This window comes from Tumidithrix helvetica PCC 7403 (assembly GCF_965232925.1).
Lineage (GTDB): Bacteria > Cyanobacteriota > Cyanobacteriia > Pseudanabaenales > Pseudanabaenaceae > Tumidithrix > Tumidithrix helvetica.
Genome location: NZ_CBDDRA010000003.1, coordinates 237,085 through 258,479, shown reverse-complemented (window position 1 = coordinate 258,479; position 21,395 = coordinate 237,085). Strand labels below are relative to the sequence as shown.

Sequence of the window (21,395 nt, the reverse complement as noted above, 5' to 3'; positions counted from 1 at the left end):
TTATCAGCATGAGCAGTTGGCAAGCATTGACCCAAAACCTTCTTCAGTGGATTTTGCGATTCCTAAATCCGCGCGATCGCTCCCAAAAAATCTGGCGAAGATTTGGTGTTTTCTTGTCTGTGTTTTTGCTGGTGATTACGCAAAATTATTGGTTCCTCCCCAATCCTGCTTCAGCACAAGTTTCAACCTTGCTTCGGGTTACAAATCAGTTTATTCCGCCCAGCGTGGCTCCGGGAGTTACTTCGATCCTGCGGATTCAAATTAACAACGATAGCGGTGCACCACTTACCAATCTTGGCTTGGTAAATCCTCTAGCCACATCCCCAGGAGTGCTAATTATCCCAGCGGCTCCTGCGATTACCAGCACTTGTGGAGGTGCTATCAGTTCCACCCCAGGTAGTTTCCCAGGCACGGCTGGTTCGGTAACGCTCACGGGCGGAACGCTTGCCGCAGGCGCTTTCTGTCAAATTGATGTCCCCGTTCGAGGTTTTATTTCTGGTAACTACATTGAGACCATCAATGCAGGAAGCGTCACCTCTGCCACACTGAACAATGCTGACCCAAGCAGCGCTACGCTGCAGATTTTGCCGCAGACCGCTGCAACGATCAATAAAGCATTTGCCCCAAACACGATCCCTGGTGACGGGCGCTCAAGGGTTACCCTCACCATTAATAATACAAACCCTTACGCTCTGACTGGAGCTTCGCTGACCGACACATTGCCAGCTAATGTTACCGTAGACACTCGCCCTGGTGCGATCGCGCCCACCACCACTTGTACGGGTGGAACGGTTAACACGCTCCCTGGTGACACAGGGGTCTCACTTTCGGGCGGCACAATTCCAGCAAATGGAAGCTGTACGATTACCTTTGATGCCACCAGCACCGTCGGAGATACTTACACAAATACGATTCCAGCTAATTCGCTTAGCACAGACAATCTGATCGGTAACAGCAATGTCGCAAGTGCTAACTTAAACGTCCAAACCCAAGTCAACATCGCCAAAGCCTTTGGTACGGGCACGCTTAACGAAGAGCAAACTACTTCACTCACAATCACGATCACGAATGGTGGTGGGGCACTCACAAATGCTACGCTCACAGACAGCTTACCCGCTCCATTGGTAATCGCAAATACCACCGCCACGACCACCTGCACCTCTTCAGGAACTTCTCAAACGCTCACAGTAGCCACAAATGCAACCAGCTTTGACCTCAACAATGGCAATGTTGGTGGCGGTAATACCGCCCAAGTGCCGGGATCTAATCCTGCAACGAATGCTTTAGGAACTTGTACCGTAACTGTAAATGTGAAGCCTGCTGCGGGAGCAACAGGTAACTTACCAGGCAGTCCACCGAGTACATCTGTCACTAATACAATCCCAGCTAGCGCTCTGGGTAATACTGAGGGTAGAACCAATACCGCGCCAGCAACGGCACCGATGACGGTAAATGCAGGTTTACTTGTCGGTAAGACCTACACTCCCAATCTGATTGCGCCAGGCAGCACCACTCGCGTCACAATTACTGTAAACAATCGTTCGGGTGTAACCGCCACAGGAGTTGGCTTCACCGATAACCTACCTGCTGGACTAATTATCGCCAACCCACCCAACTCAAATCTTGCTGGCTGTGGTGGAGGTGCAATTACTCCACCCCTAGCTGCTTCAGATACATCAGTAGTTCTCGCAGGAGCAACAATTGCCCCAGGAGGAACTTGCAATATTTCCTTTGATGTCACTACCAGTTCAGCCGTAGGCACAAACTTTGATAATACAATTCCAAATAACTCTATTGTTAATGGTGAGGGGCTTGACAGTGATGGCGTTACGGGCACTGAGGGGCGGGTCACGGTTGCCAGTCGTGTCGCTGTAGGGAAAACTTTTACTCCGAACAACGTTAGGCGTGGTGTGCCCTCGCTATTGACGATTACAATCGCTAACAATCGCCGCAGTAACGGAGGAGTTCCAGAACCTCTAACAAACGTTGGGCTTACTGACAATCTGCCCGCTAACTTGCAAGTTGCCAACCCAGTTGGTCTCACGACCACAAATTGTGGCGGTGGTACAATTACTGGCGCAACCTCAGGCAGTACATCATTTAGTCTTGTCGGTGGCACCATCCCTGCAAATACTGGTGGGACAACTGGCACTTGCACCATATCTCTAAACGTGATCGAGATCGACCAGACTCAGACAGGTGCATTCCCGACACCAATTACCTATAACAATACACCTTCAGCTTTTAGTAACGCAGAGGGTGAAGGTGCGACATTACCAACTGCCCCGCTCACAGTAATTTCGCCGCTTGCCCCTTCTAAAGCATTTCAGTCGCCCAGCATCGCCGCAAATGGTATTTCTACTGCGGTGATTACTCTGACCAATACGCTTCCCATTCCTCTTACCAACACCACCTTTAACGATACTTGGTTACAGGCAAACACAATCGTAGCTAACCCACCCAATGCCAGTACGACTTGCGTTGGCGGCAATGTCACCACGACGGCAGGGACTCGTACTGTCGCCATCACGGGTGCAACCATACCACAACAAATTGGTGGTGTACCGGGTATTTGTACGGTGCGTTTTGATGTGGTCATGGATGGCACTGGTCCCGCAACATTTGTGAATACGATCCCTGCGGGAACCATCACTACTGCTCAAGGTTTCTCCAGCCCAGCAGACGTCAGTGCAACGCTGACTCGTGTGGTCTCAGCCGTAACCCTTGTTAAGAATACGGCTCCACCTAATATCAGTATCGGAGAACCCTCAATCCTGACCGTTACAATTACAAATCCTGGGGCTGGGATTAACCTAACCAACGCTGGTTTTGTGGATACGATGCCAGCAGGAATGATCGTTTACTCAGTCCCAAATGCCACCACTACTTGTCCGGGTGGAGTGGTGACAACAACCCCAGGTTCAAATACTTTTACGCTTACAGGTGCAAGCTTAAATACTGGTGCATCTTGTAATGTCTCGTTGCGAGTTACCTTAACAGTGACAGGCAACCGTACAAACACGCTTCCGATTGGGATTATTACATCTCGTGAGGGTGTGAGCAATACGGCTGCTGCAAGTGCCAGTCTTAGTGCTGGCCCTGACCTCAGTGTATCAAAGGCTTTTTCGCCCTCAAGTATCGCTGTTAATGGTCGCAGCACCCTCACTATTACACTGATCAACGGACTAGCTGGTCCTCTCACGGGCTTGACCGTGACTGACCCATTACCAGCAAATGTTGTTGTGGCGAATCCACCTAATGCATCGACAACTTGTCCAGTGGGAACCGTAACCGCAATTACGGGCGCTACCTCAGTTGTCCTCAATGGGGCAACCTTAGCAACTACCTCAAATTGTACGATCTCTGTAGATGTCACCTCTACCGTGGCTGGTGCTTTTCTCAATACCATTCCTGCGGGCAATGTCACAGCAAATGGAGGGATCAGCAATCTTCAACCTGCTTCAGCAACCCTGACGGTTGGGCCAACGGTCACGCTTTTAAAATCATTTACACCCACGAATATTCCACCAGGAGGCACTTCGGTACTGGCGATTGTCGTTCAAAACCCGACTAGTACTGCACTCACAGGTGCAAGCCTGCAAGACGACTATCCCGCAGGGGTTTTGACCGCCGTAACTCCTGCTCAAAGCACGACCTGTGGCGGCACGGTCACCTTTGGCACAACCTTTGTCCGCCTCACAGGTGGCACGATTCCAGCGAATGGGAACTGTACGATCTCGATTACCGTTACTGCCAATGCTTCTGGAACCTATCCAAACGTGATTCCAGAAGGAGCATTGGTAACCAACTCGGGTACAACCAATCCCCTGCCCGCGAATGCCAACTTAGTTGTGGGCAATTCGCCGCAGGTACTTCTCGTCAAGCGAATTACGCGCGTTAACAACACGCCATTGACGAATGTTATTGATGACCCTAGTACCCCTGATGACAACAATGCTGGTTGGGCAGTGGGCTATCTGCAAGGAGAAATCTTAGTCAATAATGTCCGTACTGATGATTTGCTAGAGTACACGGTTTACTTTCTCAATGCTGGGCTTGCCAATGCCAATAGTGTGAGAATCTGCGATCGCGTCTTACCAAACCAAACCTATGTTCCCAACTCTTATAACGGGCTGTTACCCACAGATGGCGGCTTAACGGCTGACTTGGGTATGGCGATCGCCACGAATGCTAGCGCCACACCAACTGCTTACATGACCACAATTAACGATCCACCCGATCGCGGTCAGTTTCTGGCAGCACCCACGCCAATTCCCGCCAACTGCGGCGGTGGTACAGGTGCTAACGTCAATGGCATTGTGGTCGTCGATGTAACCCGTAACCCCGATCTGCCAAACATCCCCAATGCTACTGCTGCTGGCGCACCCGCTGCTGCTTCGGGCTATGTGCGCTTCCGCACCATTGTGAAATAACTAAATAACGTAGTGGCGAAGCATTCGGGTCTCAATTCCCAAAATCAATAGAAGCGTTTCTCCGAGCGCTTTCCCCGCTTATTTGGAAAGGTAAAAGTTATTGTCAAGTCACCGCAAATGTACCGACGCATATAAAATCTTTATGTGTATTCAATTCAACTGAACGATTTTGATGCTTAACTCCCGTGCATTCCTGTACTTAGGCTTAGGAACAGTCACTGTCTTGGCAACTGGCAATGCGATCGCTACGGTTGTAAATGACTGGCAGGCAATAAGTGCTGCGATATTTCTCGTTGGTGGGGCTTTATTGTTTTTCAATTTACGGCGCAGCGTTGGCGATCGCGTCCATAGCGAACCCGAGACGATCGATCGCCCTAGCTTGCAAAAGCAACTTCAGCAGGTAAAACAGACGATTGCCAAAATCAGCGATCTTTGCAGCCGTCAAGACTTAATGCAACGGGCGGAACATATTGCCAGCAATCTCGAAAAAAATCAATTTCGGATTGTGGTATTTGGTACTGGTTCCGCAGGAAAAACCTCGGTAATTAATGCCCTGCTTGGCAAAACGGGTAAGGATTCAGGCAAAACGGCAGCTACCATTGGCACAACGCAAACAGCCCAAACCTACGTTTATGATGCCGAGCGAAGTTCCGAGCGCGATGCTGTCCAAAAAAGTAAGCATATGCGGCAAATCTCGTTAGTCGATACCCCAGGGATTCAAGAAATGGGTCTCAGTGGTCGGGGCAGAGAGTTGGAAGCAACTCGCTTAGCCCATGCCGCCGATCTCCTGATTTTTGTCACCGCAGGCGATCTAACTGCTGTAGAATACCAGCAATTTAAGTATCTGGTTGGCTTAGGCAAACGCGTGATTTTGGCTTTCAATAAAACCGATTGCTATTTACCCACCGATCTGGCGTTGGTTGAGGCAAAACTTGCCGAACGTACCGCAGGCTTCTTGTCAGCGCAGGATATCGTAGCGATCGCGGCGCAACCGAATCCGATCAAAGTGCGGCAGTATGAAACCTTGGCTGCAGCACCCAACGCACAGCCTGTAAAAGAATGGCTGGAAACTTTACCCCCAGATATTGCCGCGCTAAAACAACGCATCGAGCAAATTCTCTCTAGTGAATGGGAACAACTCTTACTGAACAATACCCATTTGCAGATTCAATCTTTAAAGCGAGAAGCTAAACAGACCGTACAAAAGTTGCAGCGTACCGAAGCAGAAAAAATTCTCTCTCGCTATCAGGTCATTGTGGCGACCACGACCTTCGCAAATCCCTTGCCTGCCTTGGATTTAGTTGCCAGTGCTGCAATCAATACACAGCTTTTGATTGAGATTAGTCGCGTTTACGATCGCCCATTCAATCTCAAACAAGCCCAGCAGACTGCCTCGATCATCGCTCAAAACCTGCTGCAACTGGGCTGTGTAGAATTAGCGACAACTGCGATCGCCACCTGTCTCAAAACCAATGCTGTCACCTATGCGATCGGTGGCTCCGTCCAAGCGATCGCCTCCGCATACCTCACTCACATTGGCGGTCAAAGCTTTATTACCTATTTAGAGCAGCAACCCCATCTACCCATTGGCTCTAGCTCCATGACAAATGCCCTGCGTGAGTTCTGTCAGAATACATTCCGCAGCACGCAGGGCGATTATTTTTTTACAAATTTTGTATCCAATATTCTGAAAAACCAGTTACATATCTCCGCCTTTAAAGGCTAAAAGGAAGATTACGACTGGACCAGACACAACGATCAAACCTAAGCAAGTCAGTTGAAAAATCAATTCAAAGTTAATCGCCGAGAAAAACCCTGTAATCCCATCAAAAATTTCCATACCAGTATTTGTAATTTAATATAAAGACGTGATTGTCATTTTACCTATTTTAAAGCGCGATCGCACCTTAAATCTTGGGGATTCATCTGGGCAGTTTTGACTAGGTGGCAGCGATCGCAAAGGAACCGCGACAATGGCAGTTACCCGACTCTATGGTTAATTCTTCAAGGGTAAAGTCATCACCTAACTTATCGACAAGCATCTCTAGCAAAGCGCGTATCTCTTCATCTGTTTTTGCTTCAGGAGCTTCTGTCTTGTGAATCGCATCTAGAAACACGGGCGAACTCAAGCATTGCTGAAAATCAGAGGCTTCAAGGGTTGCGTCCATACGGACAGCGATCGGTTGAAGCAGCTTTAAGGATTCTCCTTTGAGGATTTGAGCGATGTTTAAATGAATTTCACTGGCTTTAAGGTTGATGCCACTTACATGCAATCCTTCGTAGATAATGTGCTCGGCGGAGACCGTTGCTTCTAGGATATTCCCTTGCAAAATTTGCCGACTGCTACCCCCCACATTAATTTCTAAATTTTGAATTGCTTCTACCTGCGATCGCAGCCAAAGTTTAATAATGGGGATCAAGACAGTACTAATTACAGACATAGTTGAGCTTAAACAAATGAACAGGATTTATAGTAAAACTCTAGGGTGAAAAAGTTGACAGTTGACAGTTAACAAGTGACAGTTGAACCTTGTTTGGACTTTCTCAGTCAAAATATGTAGATTCCCAACTTGTAGATATCGCGTTGTCGATCGCTTCTTTCACCAACCAAACCTTTTCATAAGTATAAATGCTCACAGTGGTATTTACCAAAGTAGCGGAATTCAGCCAATCAGATCCAGACATTATCCTTGTACGCGAGTGTTTGCAAGGAAAATCGCAGAGCTTTCGTTTGCTCTATCAGCGACATCAAAAAAAAGTTAGATCGACGCTGTTTCAGCTATGTGGCAGTGATGGTTTGGACGATCTGGTGCAGGAGGTGTTTTTGCGAGCATGGAAGGGGCTTGGTAAGTTTAAACAAACGGCACAATTCTCCACTTGGCTCTATCGCATTACTTGGAATGTCGCCTGCGAGCGCCGCCGAACGTTAGCCCAAGGGCGATCGCGAAATGTCTCTGTAGACGATACACAGCTCGAAAATCTCTCTGACTTGGCGTCTGCAAAGACAACGAGTACGAATACAGAGTTGATGGATATGCACTATCAAGACCTCGTACAAAGGGGACTAGCCGAACTAAGCCTCGATCACCGTACGGTTTTGGTATTGCATGACCTAGAAGAGATCCCACAAAAAGAAATTGCTGAGATCCTCGCAGTACCCATTGGTACGATTAAATCCCGTCTGTTTCACGCGCGTGCTGGCTTGAGGCAGTTTCTAGAATCCCAAGGCGTAGAGCTATGAAACCAAACAATTCTTCAGGAAAGTCTTCAGAGCGTGACGACGATCGCGCGCTTGTAAGTTTTTTGCAGCAATATAAAGCTGCGGCTCCCGTTCCAGTCAGTAATTTGGAACAAGAAATCATGCGCAAAATTGCATCTGAGCCCCAGACCCAACGGATTCACAAGCAGACGAAATCATCAGTCTACAAGAACCTATTGTGGGGTTTGCCCTTGGCGATCGCGGCAATGGCTGCTGGAATTTGGTTTGGTAGCCGTCCTGCCGAACCCCAACTCAGCCAAGCCGATCGGGACACGATCGAGGCTTCTCTGGTTAATAGCTGGTCTACCTCTACCGATCAAGAAACCGAGGATACCGCAACGGCTTATTTGCTTCTCGATCCATCGACTGAGAGCTTTACTAGCTATCAGTAGGGAAGAGTGGCTTTTTTAGATTTATTTTTAGATTTATATCAGATTAAACAGATAGGTAAGGTAATGACCATGAACGCTAAAGTTATTCGCTATATTGCTGCCAGTGCTGCGATCGCTATAACCGCAGGTGTTTTGGTTCCCAGTTTTTTAAAGGGTTCGCGCATGGGTGAGTCGCAAGCTCAAGATGTTAGCGCGCAATCCCCAGTCCTTTTGGCAAAATCACGTACCGAAGAGACTCAAACGCAAGGTTTTACCGCCCTCCCCCAAGGGCAAGTTTTACGCCGACTAAATCTTTCAGATGCTCAACTGCGCCAGATGAAGGCGATTCGTGAAACCAATAAGAGTGAGATCCAAACAACAACACAACAACTGCAAACAGCACAGACAGAACTACAAAGCCTCATGTCTGACTCAGCCTCAAGCGATCGAGTACGAGAAAAATTTAACCAAGTTCAAGGGCTGAGACAAAAGCTCGAACAAATTCATTTTGAGCGTATGCTGGCAACGCGAGAAATTTTGACACCCCAGCAACGCAGTCAGCTAGTCGAAATTTTGAAACAGCGCCGCCATGAGAGACGAAAACCTTTTCTAGGACGTTGATTCTTGGTAGCCAAGTTGGCGAGATTGCCAAAGTTAGAATTACGAGATCTCTAAGCTAAGATCCTTAAGGTTTTTAGAAGTATCTTCAGAAATTGTTAAGTCATCTACGATAGGTATTTAGTCTCACTTACTATAGGTGGTTGTATATGCCTCAAGATAAATTAAATTTTGTTGAGTTTCTTAGATATTCTTAACAAATTGGTAAGAATAAAAACAATCGAGATGCCCAAAATTTGAAATATCCTACGGCATTACATCACGATCTCTATCCAGTTGTTGTCGAGTGAATCATTTCCAAATGGCTGACTCCCTTTCTGTTCCAACCATTTCCCACAGCGAAACACAAGCGAATTCCAAACCCGAGCCAATTGTTTATGTGCGCCGCCTTGTCTTTACTCTAGCGATCGCTACATTTTTTCTCATGGGCTTGGGCAGTGCCACAAGGGTGATGAATGCAGGATTATCCTGTCCTGATTGGCCGCTGTGTTATGGCGAAGTAATTCCTACTGCTCAAATGAACCTACAGGTGTTTCTAGAGTGGTTTCACCGTTTGGTTGCCTCTTCAGTCGGATTTTTAACCTTGATTTTTGCGGGTTTAGTCTGGTGGTTTCGTCGCACACTACCCAAATGGTTGCCTTGGGGCGCAACATGGGCAGTATTTTTGGTGATTTTTCAAGGCGTTTTAGGTGGGCTGACGGTTACAGAACTGCTCCGATTTGATATCGTTACAGCCCACCTTGGTACGGGCTTACTATTCTTCTCTAGCCTCTTGAGTATTACCGTAGCACTGATTCCTTATACACCAAATCACACTGCTGGCAAATTGCCTTGGGCCGGTCTAACAGCGGCTATATTGGTTTACTTGCAAAGTATCTTGGGTGGCTTGGTTGCCTCGCGTTGGGCATTACATCAATGTTTTGCCAACGAAGAATTATGTGCAGTGATGAATAGTCACTTAATTGGGGTTGTGCCTGCTAGCTTGGCAGCGATCGCAGTGGTCGCAATCGCTTGGAAAACGGCTGCGCTTCACCCCATACTGAGACGGCTATCCTATGTGGTCGGGATTTGTTTGTTTGCGCAAGTCGCGATCGGATATACCACCTATAAGTTACACCTGCAAGTTGAACCGCTCACCGTTGCTCACCAAGCTACAGGAGCCGCTTTACTTGGAGCTTTAGTTTGTTTCACGGTTTTAGCGTTGCGCGATCTCACACGCCAAGATCCAGAGAAACTGGATGCAGTCTCTTGAGTAATTTCGATCGCGAATTCAATCACTAGCCACGATCTTTGCAAGCTTTTGGGAACTCCCTACAGACAAATTACAAAACCTCTATTTTGGAGTCGATAGATGCAAGAACTTATCTATGCCGATGTCGCACGACGTAATCGGAACCTCTATGAAGTGCTTCAAAGTTACGTCCAGTTAACTAAGCCTCGCATCATTGTATTGCTCTTGATCACGACCGCAGGAGCAATGTGGATTGCCTCAGAGGGGCAGGTTGATGCAGTCTTGATGTTGACGACAGTCTTAGGTGGGGCATTGGCAGCGGCATCAGCAAATACGATTAACTGTCTCTACGATCGCGATATTGACTATGTGATGGAACGCACGCGCTGGCGTCCGCTTCCTTCTGGACGAGTAAGCCCCAGAGATGCCCTGATCTTTGCGATCGCTCTGGCAATTATTTCTTTTACACTATTGGCGGTTTGTGCGAATCTTTTAGCGGCAGTTTTGGCAATGTCTGGCATTGCAACCTACGTTGGCATTTACACCTGTTGGCTCAAGCGATCGAGTACGCAAAACATTGTAATTGGCGGTGCAGCAGGCGCAATTCCTCCACTGGTGGGTTGGGCGGCGGTGACAGGCGACCTCAGTTGGGCAGCTTGGATTTTATTTGCGATTATTTTTGTCTGGACACCTCCACACTTCTGGGCTTTGGCTCTGATGATTCGCGATGAATATGCCAAGGTTGGTGTACCCATGTTGCCAGTGGTCGAAGGCGATGCTGCAACAGCCAAGCAAATCTTGATTTACACGATTTTGTTAGTGCCTGTAACGATGCTACTGGTCTACCCTTTGCATGTCATGGGGGTGATTTACACAGCGATCGCACTTTACTTAGGTGGGGTATTTATTCAAAAGGCTTATCAGCTTTTGCAAAATCCTAGCGATCGCCAAACTGCCCGTTCTGTGTTTAAGTATTCGATTCTCTATCTGGCTTTTCTCTGTATTGCTATGGGTGTCGATAGCCTCCCTGCTACCCATATTCTGAATAACCAAATCACTGCCTATGTAACAGGTAGCTTCAGTAATTTGCTTGGTTTTCTATCCTCAACTTATCTAAATTCCTAAAAATACTTTCCTGCATCAAATCAGAAGGGGCGCTGTATACAGCGCCCCTTCTGATTTTTGACCCACATTTATGGATAAGTTTTTAAACTTTTTGAAAAGACTGCGCTCCGCACGGAAGACAAAACCCGATCTTTCGCAAATTCAAAAGAAATTGGTATTAGCTTTTAGGCTGAAGTTCGGGACAAAGGAAGTCTATTTTGACACCATGCTCCGCTAGAACCTTCTCATAATTTCGCCAGTCAGAGTCAACAGCATTGGCGATCGCGGGCTTTTGAGGATGAGCAAGCGCAACAAAAATAGCATAAAGTCAAAATCTTTAGAGATGGCAGAACTTAATCGCTGACAAACTGGAAGCCAGAACGAATAGCACAACGAGCTGCCGCAGCAAATTCCGCTTCATCTTTAGTCGCTTTCTCTAAATCATATTTTATTATTCTAGCCAAATTCTGGAGTTCACTATTGTGAGGTTGATTGAGTGCTTTTTCCAAAATATCATGTTGGCGTTTTAATATTTGGAGTCGTTGGAGCCTTGCTTCATCAAGCGATCGCAAGTTCAGCTTTAACAGTTCAATCGTTGCTATCCCTCTGGGATTGTCATCAATTGCATAGGCAAACTCACCTCGAAAGCCGATAAACTCTTCAGGATTATCTTTGCTCGGATCGATGAATAGAGGTTGTTCGCGATCGACATTTTGCTTGTGATGGGTTGCTCGTTCTGATGGATTTTGGAGAGGAAATAGATTTTGTTTGTGTCTTTGGTTGCAGGCTGAACAAGAAAGATAGAGATTATCCCATTCATAGGCAAGCCAATAATAGCCCGGGCGTTGTAAAGATTCTCCATTTGCCTGTTTGTAAGCTTGTTTTGGACGAAAATGCTCTACATCACCATCTGTACCAGTTAATCGCTCGCAAAAGCAGCATTTCTGGTGTTGATCCTCAATCAATGCTTGTTTCACACTGTCATGAGCATAGATGGAACTAGCAAACTTAAACTCCTTACCTTCTTGATAAGCCGAGGGATTGCGAGAATAGCTACTGCAATGCGATCGCCGTTTCTTCTTTCCCTCTATGGTAAGTTTTTCTGGGACTTTTGATGACTTTTTGATGTGAATCACTCAGCGATCGACCCCTGAGAATTTTCTAGTAATTTAGCTGCGCGACGAATAATATCCATTGCTTTGATATCTTCAGGATTTTGTGCTGTGGGCAATGACCCAATTTGCAGATCTAATTGGCTCAATTCAGCTTCGTCAGCTTCAGTAAGATGTGCTTTAGAAAGAATTTCATATCTTCGATCTAACAGAGGTTCTATAGCCGCAGGTCGGGCTGAGGGAAGCTCAAAAACACTGGTAAGTACTTGATCGACGCGCCAGTTTTGAATGATTTCGGGATTGTTGTCAATCACAACGCGATCGCCTTCCCGTCTCAGCAACACAATATTCGCATTCTGTGCAGCTTGAACGACCAATGGGCTATGGGCGGTAACAATAAACTGCGTATTGGGAAATCTCTCCGTGAGAAATTCCATAATGGTTCTCTGCCATTTGGGATGCAGGTGCAAATCGATCTCATCAACTAGCACAATCGCTGGCTCAGCCAATGGATCTTCACTATCGGGATAGCGTTGAAATAATCTCACAGCTAAATCAACCATCCACGCAATCATCGTACGATATCCCAATCCTAAACTAGAAAGCCTTACCCATCCATAGGGTGTTTTAAACTCTGCTCTTGGACGTGGGTGATCTTCATCTACTTGTGCAATGTGAATATCCTCAACATCAGGTAGAATTCGTTTCAGGACTTCTACGATGTCATTAAATTGCTTCTTTAAACGATCTTGCGTTTGTCCAGAAGCTGATTTAGAAGCGTAGTCAGTTTGTAATAGCCATTCTTCAACATTGATTAGTGATACTTCATCCGAAAAAAGGCTTTCCGTATGTTCGGAGGGAATTCCGTCACTGAGAGAAGTTTGTCCCATTCTGCGTGTCGCTCCATAGCCGTAACAAATCAATCCTTTTAATTCTTGGGCTGTACTTCGATATCCACTACCTATACGTAAATCCACCTGATGTTCTTGAAGCTTTATACGTTCAGGTTTTTTAATCTCTGAGAGGTTGTTGCCGCTGACTAACTTTGTGATAATTCGAGCCCTAGAAGAATCTAATAGTTCCAACCACATTAAAGCACTTGTAAAAGTATAAGGTTCAATAAGTATAGGGTAGGTATAAGAATTACCTGATTCAAGTAAGTACTCTCTTAGCTCCATCCCAGCTAAGCACCGTAGGAGTGTGGTTTTGCCAACTCCATTATTCCCTAAAATAACTGTCCACTGTGCTGGATTGCCATTTTTGTCAGTAAGATTGAGAACTCGCCGATCTTTAAAACAGAGGATATTCTCTACTTCCAAGGACAGGAAATAGGCAGGAGGAGTTTTGCTATTTGATACCTTAGGTTTGCCTCTACCTCTGGCTTTTTTTGGCTCGGTTGTCATAACTTTTGGTTGAGAACCCTATAGAGATATGATACTGATTATATGAGCAGACATAAGGTTATCAGGGCATTATCTAAGTTCACCCAAACATTTGTATTCCTACCAAGAAATCACGCCAAGCAAAACAGTTATGTGAAAGTCAGCCCACGATTTAAAGTTTTGAATGCGTAATTTGGTAAACATAATTGAGTAAGCAGATTGCTAAGCGATCGCAGATTTAGTATATCCTGACATCCAAAAATGATTTCTAGTAAAATAGAAATGTAGTCGCCAAAGGCTAGAGACAACTCATGACGAAAGAGATAACCCTCGATGAATTGTGGGCGTCAGCAACACTTGGTCAGCATGTCTTTCACCCAGACGAATTTTTAGACTGTCCAGAAGCCGTTAGACGATATCTCGAACATGCGATCGCGCCTGACACCAAACTTGCATCAGCGGTGCGATTAAAGATGCACGGTGAGATCAAACTAAAAGATTGGCTACCCTTCAAAGCAGAACAAGTAATTTGCTGGAATCGTGGCTTAATCTGGAATGCCACAGTCCGCATGTATGGCTTACCGATTATTGGCTCAGATCGGCTGATCGATCGCGTTGGTGCGATGAAATGGAAGCTTTTAGGTCTATTCCCCATGATGACTGCATCTGGGGCTGATATTACAAGATCGGCGATTGGGCGTATGCAAGCGGAGTCCGTGTGGTTGCCCTCTGCGCTCTGCGATCGCGAAACATCTTGGGCAGTAAAAAACTCATCCCATCTATACCCTGATTTTGCGGTACAAGGCGAGAAAACGGAACTCGATTTCACCATTGATGACATGGGTGGGCTTAAGTCTCTCAAGATGCAGCGATGGAATAATCTAAATGGAATTGATTATCGCTATGAAGATTTTGGTGGCATTGTGGAAGCAGAAGGTAAATTTAGTGGCTACACCATTCCAACCCAACTAAGAATTGGATGGTACTTTGGTACTGACAGATTTGAGCCAGAGGGTGAGTTTTTTAGGGTCACGATTGATGATGCAATCTATAGATAGTGGCGCAAAAGGAAGTGTTTTCTACAAACTCGAAACTACTTCTGGTTTTTCCACTTCTAACGTGACAATTTCGATGGATGGGCTTGAGTCCAATTGCTTTGCCGAAGCCGAACTATCGTCAGGCAGCCAACTTAATAGAGGCAACGGAAGCAACGTGCTGAGATTCGCGATCGCAACCAACAGCCAGAGGTTATCAAAATTCGTATCTGTGATTCCCAACCAATGGGTAAGCGCCGCCCCAAACTGATAGGAAAACAGTGAGGATACATTGACCACCGACATCAACAGCGCAAATAGGGTTGCCTCAATGCCCTCGGGGCAGAGCCTTGCCGCTAAAACTAAAACTGGCATAAACGCAATTCTTCCAGCAACGGTGAGAACAAGACTGTCCCCTAAGCTAAACCAGCGATCGTCAATGCCGATCGCACGATTGGCATGAGTTACCAATAACAGGCTAGTCATCCCCAAAACCGCCGAAATAACTGTTGTCCATAAAAAGATCTGGCGCATGGGCACGGCTTTGAGAAATCTTTGAAATATCCAAACACCAAATAGCCCTGCCACACTAGTCACCAGACGCACCGTTCCCAAAAATTCGGGATTGAACTTTAGCTCGTTGGTGGTAAAGAAAAAGAAAGCTGAATCTGCGGTTGGCGTGGCTTGCCACAAAAACACAAAAGCCGCAGGCAACCAAATTTGCTTGCTCATAAAGGCTTTGCGAAGTTGCTTGAGTTGTTGCGACACGATCGCAAAGGAAGAAGGATTCTCCGCTAAATCGTCTGGTAATTCCTGCGTCGATCCTGGGATTGATTCGTTAGAGGATTGCGTCAACAATTTGCCAATTGGAATATCGACGATCGCAAAGGCGGCAAAACCCACTAACAAAGGCAAAACTGCCGTGATTTCAAAGACAAACCTAGAGCCAAAATGTTCGAGCAGGGAGCCACTTAAATATGCCGAAGCGATCGCACCCACGGACATTGCCGCCCAACCAAAGGACTGTAAAGAGCCCGCATCGCCTTCGCTTTCTAATCTGGCACGTTGCACCACCAGAGCATCAATAATGGCATCCGAAAAGGCAATAGATAGCGAACCTAGGGCGATCGCGATCAGGGCAGTCAGAGGCGTAGATACAAAAAAAGCCATGCACAACCAAGCCGATACCCCCATCACGCTTGACAGGATCAAATAGGGGCGGCGTCTGTAACCAAAAATGGGGAAGCCATCGGAGATCAGACCATAGAGGGGCTTAACCGTCCAAGGCAACATGGCAATGCCCACCAAGGACGAAACCTCAGCAGGACCTAGGTTCAACTCATCTTTGAGAAAAAAGCTGACTGCCAAATGCGCGATACCTAAAGCACCCTGTACAAAGTACACCAGCGCGATCGCCCCTAGCTCTAGATCGAATTTGCGTCCCCGAAACCAACTCGCCCAGTTTGATTGGATTTGCACGATTTATTAAGAAATATCAACCCGTCTATATTTTAATCACATTTTTCCGATCGATACCATAAGCCCTAAGTTATACGAATCATCGATCGACAGAAATCTAGATAAACCGACAGGTCTGCTCGTCTTCATCCTCAGGGTTAGCTCTATTTAGTTGCGTAGCATCTTTATAGTGCGGCGCATTCAGAGCAGTGACTCGTAAAATATTTTTTGCAGAAAAGCGACCTTTTTCCTCTAAGGGGTGTCGCATACATAACTCAGTCAGTTTTGCATAAAGCGGTTTTACGACGCGAACTACATACCTGACTACTTGTCCGTACTGTTCGGGTTCTTCGAGCGAATGGGCAACCTGAATCAGTTTTTTCTCTGCTTCAAACTCAGACTCATAGGCACAAAAGAGTGCCCGCAGTAGGTTGTCGAGGGTTTGGGTGCGAATATCTGACCAGTCATTCTTACCGATAAAAAATGGGTAATGCAACACCGAGAACAGTAAAATTTTTGTCCTCAATGGATTTGCAAATCGCATGAGTTCTAATCGCAAATCAAATAAATCGATTAAAAGCGTAGGATCGAATTTCTGTTTGCTATCAGATTGGGTTTGCAGATCTCGATCGGCATTCGCATCATCATTTTTCTGATTTTTGTGAAGATTTGTCGGTACGATATCTTGACTAGGCAGATAAATCTTTTCTAGTTTGTCAATGATGATGTTTGCGATCGCGCTGTATTCCGCAGGCTTTGATAAAGTCTCGGCAACCCCAAAAAGCAATTCTTCAAGCTTTTTCAAAGTTGGGGTAAATTCAATAATTTCTGTCAATAGATCGATCAATTCAATCTGGTTTAACTGATTAATATCGTTCTCCCAAATGTCTCTACAAACATAGAGGATGAGTTTCTTGATTCTGAGATAGCTGGGATCGGCTTGTAGCTCTTGAGCGACCTGAAAGTAAGGGCTATTTAACCGAGATGAGATGTCCAGATTTTGTTGCGAGAAGCTTTTGGTTGGGGCGATCGCTGTTGTGGGAGACGGCTGATTTTCATATAATTTTAAAACCGCATTAAAGATGGTTTTGGCAACATAGAGATATTGTTTCTGCCTGCTAACCGTTAAGGTTCTGACATGATCGACTAAGCTACTTTTTAATTGTTCTGCTGTAGGATTTTGTTCGTATATATCTTCGATCAGTTCAGAAAGGGTAAAGTTTTCTAAACGGTTAATATCGTTTTCTAAAATGCCAGTACAGACAAGACATAGTAACTTTTTAGCACGGACTAAATCTTCAAACTTTCCTAATTCTTCACTAACTTGTTTGACAGAAACTTTTTGATTGATATTGGTAGAAATACCGATTTCTGCAAGGCTTCCATGTTTGGGTCGCGTTGGTAAACTGGGTGGGTTGGGTGCGCTGGGAAGTGACTCATCTACAAAAGGAGCGATCGAGCCTCGATCGCTCAGATCGTTGGTTGCGACTTGAGGCGAAATTTGCTGAACTACGTGCAATACCTCTAAAGCCGTTTGATAGCGCTGCCTCCAATCAAAACGCACCATTTTATCAATGACATCGAGCAAGGCAGGTGAAGCGATCACCTGATCTCGCCAGACAAACTCACTCGTTCTTTGATCGTCAGGAATTTCTGTCGCGTTCAACCCTGTGAGTGCTTGAATGCAAATCACACCGACTGCGTAAATATCACTGGCAAACTGTGCTTTACCACCATATTGTTCGTTGGGCATATAGCCTGGTGAACCTATGATTAAACCAGAGTAGGTATTGCTTTCAGCCTTGTCAGATGCAATGGCTTGGGTGCTGACTTCTTTAACTGCGCCAAAATCGATCAAGACGATCTTGCCATCTTGCTTGCGCCGAATCAGGTTAGAAGGTTTAATGTCTCGGTGAATTACCTGTTGTTTATGGACAAAATCAAGGGTAATCATCAGATCGCTCAGCAATGCAAGCACGTAGTCTTCTTTAAAACACTGATGCCGACGAATTTCTTGGCTGAGCACATGACCTTCCACCATTTCCTGCGCCAGAAAAAATTCTTCATCTTGCTCAAAGTGAGCCAAAAGGCTGGGAATTCGGTCATGTCTGCCCAGTCTGTACAAAACCTTGGCTTCTTTATCAAATAAATCTCTGGCAACCTTTAACACCCCTTCACGGGCAGAAACGGGTTTTAGCTGCTTGATAATACAGGTCGGCTTACCAGGTAAGTGTTGGTCTTCAGCAATAAAAGTTTGGCTAAAGCCACCACCACCAAGGTGTTTAGTAATTTTATAATGACCTGCCAGGGTTGTTCCCAACATAAACTTTGGTAGTGGGGAAGGTTCGGTTAAGTTTCTTTACTGCCTAGTCTGACATTCTCACCCGTACAATCGCAAGGAGTCGCTAAAAGATGTCGTTACTTTTAAGAAATCGAAGCGATCGCATAAAGCTTAAGCTTCATGGTTTCAAAGATCGTTTACGAATAATTTCAAAGCCTTACTTCAACTGTGGGGAATAATAGCGTAATTTCAAGTCAATATGAATTCTTGGTTAAAAGCATTTCTGTAAGAATATATTTCTGTCAAGACTTTGACCCGACTCTTCTCGAAACACAAAAGGTAAATGTCCAGGTGGGGGTGCTTGGAAATTGGGCAGACGACCTTCTAAATACTCCCAACGAGACTTTTGGCGCTCGTAGCGCGTATCGATCAGCCATTCACCTGTAAGCGATCGCCAGCCGACTTTGCTATACATTTTTTGCCAGTCTTTTCCCTCAGATTCGTAGATCTTTTTTTGAGCGCTGAAACCCAAGTTGCCGTTACTGGCTTGACTCCAAAGCTGATCGATCAGTACCAGTCCTGCGCAAGAGAGGTTATTTAACTCATCAGGATGGAACGTTCCATCTCCATAGGACTTATCCCCCGCTAATCGCAGGATGAGATTGTAAGTTTCCATATCAGCAGCCTGTAAGTTGCCTTGCTTGAGAAAATTGCGCAATGGATTGTAGTCTATAGCTCCTTTTGGGATCTGGGGTTTGACATGGTTATTGAGCGAGTCATTATTGAGGTCGGGTGTAGCCGAGGTGGAAGCATTTGTGACTGGATCAGAGGATGGATTGACTCCCTCTGGGGGCATCGTAGAGGGTCTCAAGAAATTTAACACCGCGATCGCGGCAATTACAGTCACTCCTACGCCAGTGAGAATCTGCCAAGGATTGTAAGTAAAATGGGGTTTGGAATGGATAGGAGGCGAAGAGAACTGAATGGAATCTCGGTCGAATGGTTGAAGCGAAAGTAAATAGGGTAACTGATTTAAGTCTTGGAGAACGCGATCGACGGTTTGATAGCGAACCATGGGATTATAGCTGATCATTTTTTCGAGAATTTCGCCAAACTCATTGCTAACCTTGGCATAGTTGCGCCATTCTATTTCTCCTGAGTCTTCGCGCAAAAATTGCTTGGGGTGCATTCCCGATAATGCCTGTAATGCCACCATGCCTAAAGCAAAAATATCGCTATTAGTAGAAGACTTCCCATGGGATTGCTCGAGTGACATATAGCCTGGTGTTCCAATTGGCAGAGTTCCTTTGCGCCTGCTATTCGCGCCGATCGCATCTGCTTGCACTTGTTTCACCGTACCAAAATCGATCAGAACGATCTTATCGTCGCTATGTCGTCTAATCAGGTTTCCCGGCTTGATATCGCGGTGAATTACACCACGGCTATGCACAAATTCTAAGATTTCTAGAACATCGCGCACGAGCTTTATAACTCTAGATTCTGCTACTTGACTGCCAGGCGGAATTTCTACACTGATGGGATGACCTTCAATAAATTCTTGAACGAGATACCATTCGTTATCTTCTTGGATAGAAGCATATAACTGCGGAATCTGATCGTGCTTGCCTAAATCTTGAAGCGTTTCTGCTTCGACCTTAAATAGTTCTAGTGCTTTACTGATAAATAGCGGATCGTTATTGTTGGGATTGAGATGCTTGACTACACATCTTGAATATTTAGGTAGCTGAAGATCTTCAGCAAGATAGGTTTGAGCAAATCCACCTGCGGCTAATTCTTGGACGATCTTGTAGCGTCCTTTTAATGTCTGTCCTACCATATTTTTCTCTCACCCAACAGGAAGATTAAAAATCATCTGGACGCTCGATGTCCCTGATATATTTGACATCAATTACCTGTTCCCCGTCATCATACCGAAGCGAATCATTCGTCGCTCTTCGAGTTGTTTCTCGCTGCTTAGTTGTCTTTCCATATTCAACGGTTTCATCGTCATCTTCCTCGTAATCCTCGTCATCATCTTCTTCGTATTCGTCTCTTACTGCCGCGATCGCCCGACGACGTAACCAATCGCTAATCCAGTTGATCGCCGCCGCCGCGATCGCGCCACTGATAAAGGCAACGAGCATCGCTAGGCTGAGGGGTATCGCCATGGTGGCTTGCCCCAAGAAAAATATGCTGACCAGCGGTTGTAAGTTCTGGATAAATATTGCAGCCAAGAAGGCAATCGCACAACCTAAAAGGATGAGGCGACCGATGGGGAGTGAGGTTTTAGCGAATCGATCTCTAGCCATAGTTCTAAGTGTATTCCTCTATTCGCCGATCTGGAGGGATAGCTGAGATTGAATGAATTGGATCGACTGAATCGATGGGGACTGAACTGGTTCTGCCTTGCCAACGATTAATGATATCTGCATCTATGTCTAACTGGTCAAAGGTACGTGCCACGACAAAATCTACTAGATCTTCAATTGTACGCGGCTGATGATACCAAGCGGGAATTGCTGGCACAATCCTCGCACCTGCTTCTGCTAGGGCGGTAAGGTTGCGGAGGTGAATTAAGCTTAAGGGGGTTTCTCTCGGCACAATTACCAACTTACGACCTTCCTTGAGATGAACGTCAGCAGCCCGTTCGAGCAAGTCCGAACTTAGCCCATGGGCAATTTTTGCCACAGTTGCCATGCTGCATGGTGCGACCACCATGCCCAAAGTCCGAAATGAACCGCTTGCAATATTAGCCCCAATGTCAGACCAGGAATGACAGGTGAGATGCCCGCTATTTTCTTGACAGCGATCGCGCCAAAATTGTTCTTGCTGCTTGGGATTGCTGGGCATTGTGCCTAAATTTTCGGACTGCCACACCATGATTGCGGCTTTAGAGGTAACTAGCTCTACTCTGTAGTGGTTGGCGAGTAAAAACTTGAGCGATCGCACGGCATAGATCATGCCTGATGCCCCAGAAACACCCATGGCGATCGGTCGATCTTTCGGCAGATTATCCATGAGTTAGACGTTCAATTGCTTTGGCTGGGATGATTGACATTGTTATTTCGATGATGTTGCGATTCGGTAGGTTGCGATCGCCTGCCTAGTCTAG

The 21,395-nt window shown here is 46.0% G+C and carries 17 protein-coding genes; 8 read left to right on the top strand and 9 right to left on the bottom strand.

Annotated elements, in window-relative coordinates; genetic code table 11:
* Positions 1–8 precede the first annotated feature (8 nt).
* Both ACP2WE_RS04825 and ACP2WE_RS04820 read left to right on the top strand, forming a co-directional pair.
* A complete protein-coding gene (locus ACP2WE_RS04825; RefSeq protein ID WP_425214453.1) occupies positions 9–4,433 on the top strand; it encodes a beta strand repeat-containing protein in 4,425 nt (1,474 codons plus the stop codon).
* A gap of 172 nt (positions 4,434–4,605) precedes the next feature.
* The gene (locus ACP2WE_RS04820) at positions 4,606–6,159 is read left to right on the top strand and encodes a YcjF family protein (protein ID WP_425214452.1); all 1,554 of its coding nucleotides are present in this window, start codon (positions 4,606–4,608) and stop codon (positions 6,157–6,159) included.
* Here ACP2WE_RS04820 and psb30 read toward each other — a convergent pair.
* Together psb30 and ACP2WE_RS04810 are read right to left on the bottom strand one after the other, a co-directional pair.
* Positions 6,133–6,273: a photosystem II reaction center protein Ycf12/Psb30 gene (gene psb30, locus ACP2WE_RS04815; RefSeq protein WP_425214451.1), complete on the bottom strand. Its 141-nt coding sequence runs from the start codon at positions 6,271–6,273 to the stop codon at positions 6,133–6,135. The two genes, ACP2WE_RS04820 and psb30, sit on opposite strands and share 27 nt — an antisense overlap.
* Positions 6,274–6,373: 100 nt before the next feature.
* Positions 6,374–6,874 carry an LmeA family phospholipid-binding protein gene (locus ACP2WE_RS04810; RefSeq protein WP_425214450.1) on the bottom strand — a complete coding sequence of 167 codons (501 nt, stop codon included), beginning with the start codon at positions 6,872–6,874 and terminating at the stop codon, positions 6,374–6,376.
* Between the two features lie 188 nt (positions 6,875–7,062).
* On the opposite strand from ACP2WE_RS04810, the gene ACP2WE_RS04805 reads away from it, so the two are divergent.
* The 5 genes from ACP2WE_RS04805 (at position 7,063) to ACP2WE_RS04785 (ending at position 11,037) form a co-directional block, all read left to right on the top strand.
* Positions 7,063–7,674 carry a sigma-70 family RNA polymerase sigma factor gene (locus tag ACP2WE_RS04805; protein ID WP_425214449.1) on the top strand — a complete coding sequence of 204 codons (612 nt, stop codon included), beginning with the start codon at positions 7,063–7,065 and terminating at the stop codon, positions 7,672–7,674.
* Positions 7,671–8,084 carry a hypothetical protein gene (locus ACP2WE_RS04800; protein ID WP_425214448.1) on the top strand — a complete coding sequence of 138 codons (414 nt, stop codon included), beginning with the start codon at positions 7,671–7,673 and terminating at the stop codon, positions 8,082–8,084. The genes ACP2WE_RS04805 and ACP2WE_RS04800 overlap by 4 nt, the downstream gene beginning before the upstream one ends.
* Positions 8,085–8,153: 69 nt before the next feature.
* Positions 8,154–8,684: a Spy/CpxP family protein refolding chaperone gene (locus ACP2WE_RS04795; protein WP_425214447.1), complete on the top strand. Its 531-nt coding sequence runs from the start codon at positions 8,154–8,156 to the stop codon at positions 8,682–8,684.
* 298 nt (positions 8,685–8,982) lie between these two features.
* A complete protein-coding gene (locus ACP2WE_RS04790; protein ID WP_425214446.1) occupies positions 8,983–9,933 on the top strand; it encodes a COX15/CtaA family protein in 951 nt (316 codons plus the stop codon).
* 99 nt (positions 9,934–10,032) lie between these two features.
* Entirely contained in the window at positions 10,033–11,037 is a 1,005-nt protein-coding gene (locus ACP2WE_RS04785; RefSeq protein WP_425214445.1) for a heme o synthase, read from the top strand.
* Between the two features lie 332 nt (positions 11,038–11,369).
* Here the strand turns inward: ACP2WE_RS04785 and ACP2WE_RS04780 are convergent, their stop codons facing one another.
* A complete protein-coding gene (locus tag ACP2WE_RS04780; protein ID WP_425214444.1) occupies positions 11,370–12,152 on the bottom strand; it encodes an HNH endonuclease family protein in 783 nt (260 codons plus the stop codon).
* On the bottom strand, positions 12,149–13,531 hold the full coding sequence (locus ACP2WE_RS04775) for an AAA family ATPase (RefSeq protein ID WP_425214443.1): 1,383 nt from the start codon (positions 13,529–13,531) through the stop codon (positions 12,149–12,151). The genes ACP2WE_RS04780 and ACP2WE_RS04775 overlap by 4 nt, the downstream gene beginning before the upstream one ends.
* 290 nt (positions 13,532–13,821) lie before the next feature.
* On the opposite strand from ACP2WE_RS04775, the gene ACP2WE_RS04770 reads away from it, so the two are divergent.
* Positions 13,822–14,568 (top strand): DUF6920 family protein, encoded by a 747-nt coding sequence (locus ACP2WE_RS04770; protein WP_425214442.1) that lies wholly within the window; start codon positions 13,822–13,824, stop codon positions 14,566–14,568.
* Between the two features lie 21 nt (positions 14,569–14,589).
* On the opposite strand, the gene ACP2WE_RS04765 is transcribed toward ACP2WE_RS04770, so the two are convergent.
* The 5 genes from ACP2WE_RS04765 to ACP2WE_RS04745 form a co-directional block, all read right to left on the bottom strand.
* Positions 14,590–16,023, bottom strand: coding sequence for a folate/biopterin family MFS transporter (locus ACP2WE_RS04765; protein WP_425214441.1), 1,434 nt, complete (start codon positions 16,021–16,023; stop codon positions 14,590–14,592).
* 97 nt (positions 16,024–16,120) lie between these two features.
* On the bottom strand, positions 16,121–18,325 hold the full coding sequence (locus ACP2WE_RS04760; protein WP_425214440.1) for a protein kinase domain-containing protein: 2,205 nt from the start codon (positions 18,323–18,325) through the stop codon (positions 16,121–16,123).
* A gap of 229 nt (positions 18,326–18,554) precedes the next feature.
* Complete coding sequence (locus ACP2WE_RS04755; RefSeq protein WP_425214439.1) at positions 18,555–20,120, bottom strand: protein kinase domain-containing protein; 1,566 nt, start codon at positions 20,118–20,120, stop codon at positions 18,555–18,557.
* A 25-nt stretch (positions 20,121–20,145) separates the two neighbouring features.
* Positions 20,146–20,592: a lipopolysaccharide assembly protein LapA domain-containing protein gene (locus ACP2WE_RS04750; protein WP_425214438.1), complete on the bottom strand. Its 447-nt coding sequence runs from the start codon at positions 20,590–20,592 to the stop codon at positions 20,146–20,148.
* Between the two features lie 4 nt (positions 20,593–20,596).
* Positions 20,597–21,301: a flavin prenyltransferase UbiX gene (locus ACP2WE_RS04745; RefSeq protein ID WP_425214437.1), complete on the bottom strand. Its 705-nt coding sequence runs from the start codon at positions 21,299–21,301 to the stop codon at positions 20,597–20,599.
* Between the last annotated feature and the right edge of the window lie 94 nt (positions 21,302–21,395).

What these genes read in the sequence shown, in the direction of transcription:
- psb30 (WP_425214451.1), bottom strand. Translation starts at nt 6,273, where the DNA reads ATGGAAATTTTTGATGGGATTACAGGGTTTTTCTCGGCGATTAACTTT.
- ACP2WE_RS04795 (WP_425214447.1), top strand. Translation starts at nt 8,154, where the DNA reads ATGAACGCTAAAGTTATTCGCTATATTGCTGCCAGTGCTGCGATCGCT.
- ACP2WE_RS04800 (WP_425214448.1), top strand. Translation starts at nt 7,671, where the DNA reads ATGAAACCAAACAATTCTTCAGGAAAGTCTTCAGAGCGTGACGACGAT.
- ACP2WE_RS04755 (WP_425214439.1), bottom strand. Translation starts at nt 20,120, where the DNA reads ATGGTAGGACAGACATTAAAAGGACGCTACAAGATCGTCCAAGAATTA.
- ACP2WE_RS04750 (WP_425214438.1), bottom strand. Translation starts at nt 20,592, where the DNA reads ATGGCTAGAGATCGATTCGCTAAAACCTCACTCCCCATCGGTCGCCTC.
- ACP2WE_RS04805 (WP_425214449.1), top strand. Translation starts at nt 7,063, where the DNA reads ATGCTCACAGTGGTATTTACCAAAGTAGCGGAATTCAGCCAATCAGAT.
- ACP2WE_RS04745 (WP_425214437.1), bottom strand. Translation starts at nt 21,301, where the DNA reads ATGGATAATCTGCCGAAAGATCGACCGATCGCCATGGGTGTTTCTGGG.
- ACP2WE_RS04775 (WP_425214443.1), bottom strand. Translation starts at nt 13,531, where the DNA reads ATGACAACCGAGCCAAAAAAAGCCAGAGGTAGAGGCAAACCTAAGGTA.
- ACP2WE_RS04820 (WP_425214452.1), top strand. Translation starts at nt 4,606, where the DNA reads ATGCTTAACTCCCGTGCATTCCTGTACTTAGGCTTAGGAACAGTCACT.
- ACP2WE_RS04790 (WP_425214446.1), top strand. Translation starts at nt 8,983, where the DNA reads ATGGCTGACTCCCTTTCTGTTCCAACCATTTCCCACAGCGAAACACAA.
- ACP2WE_RS04760 (WP_425214440.1), bottom strand. Translation starts at nt 18,325, where the DNA reads ATGTTGGGAACAACCCTGGCAGGTCATTATAAAATTACTAAACACCTT.
- ACP2WE_RS04825 (WP_425214453.1), top strand. Translation starts at nt 9, where the DNA reads ATGAGCAGTTGGCAAGCATTGACCCAAAACCTTCTTCAGTGGATTTTG.
- ACP2WE_RS04810 (WP_425214450.1), bottom strand. Translation starts at nt 6,874, where the DNA reads ATGTCTGTAATTAGTACTGTCTTGATCCCCATTATTAAACTTTGGCTG.
- ACP2WE_RS04785 (WP_425214445.1), top strand. Translation starts at nt 10,033, where the DNA reads ATGCAAGAACTTATCTATGCCGATGTCGCACGACGTAATCGGAACCTC.
- ACP2WE_RS04770 (WP_425214442.1), top strand. Translation starts at nt 13,822, where the DNA reads ATGACGAAAGAGATAACCCTCGATGAATTGTGGGCGTCAGCAACACTT.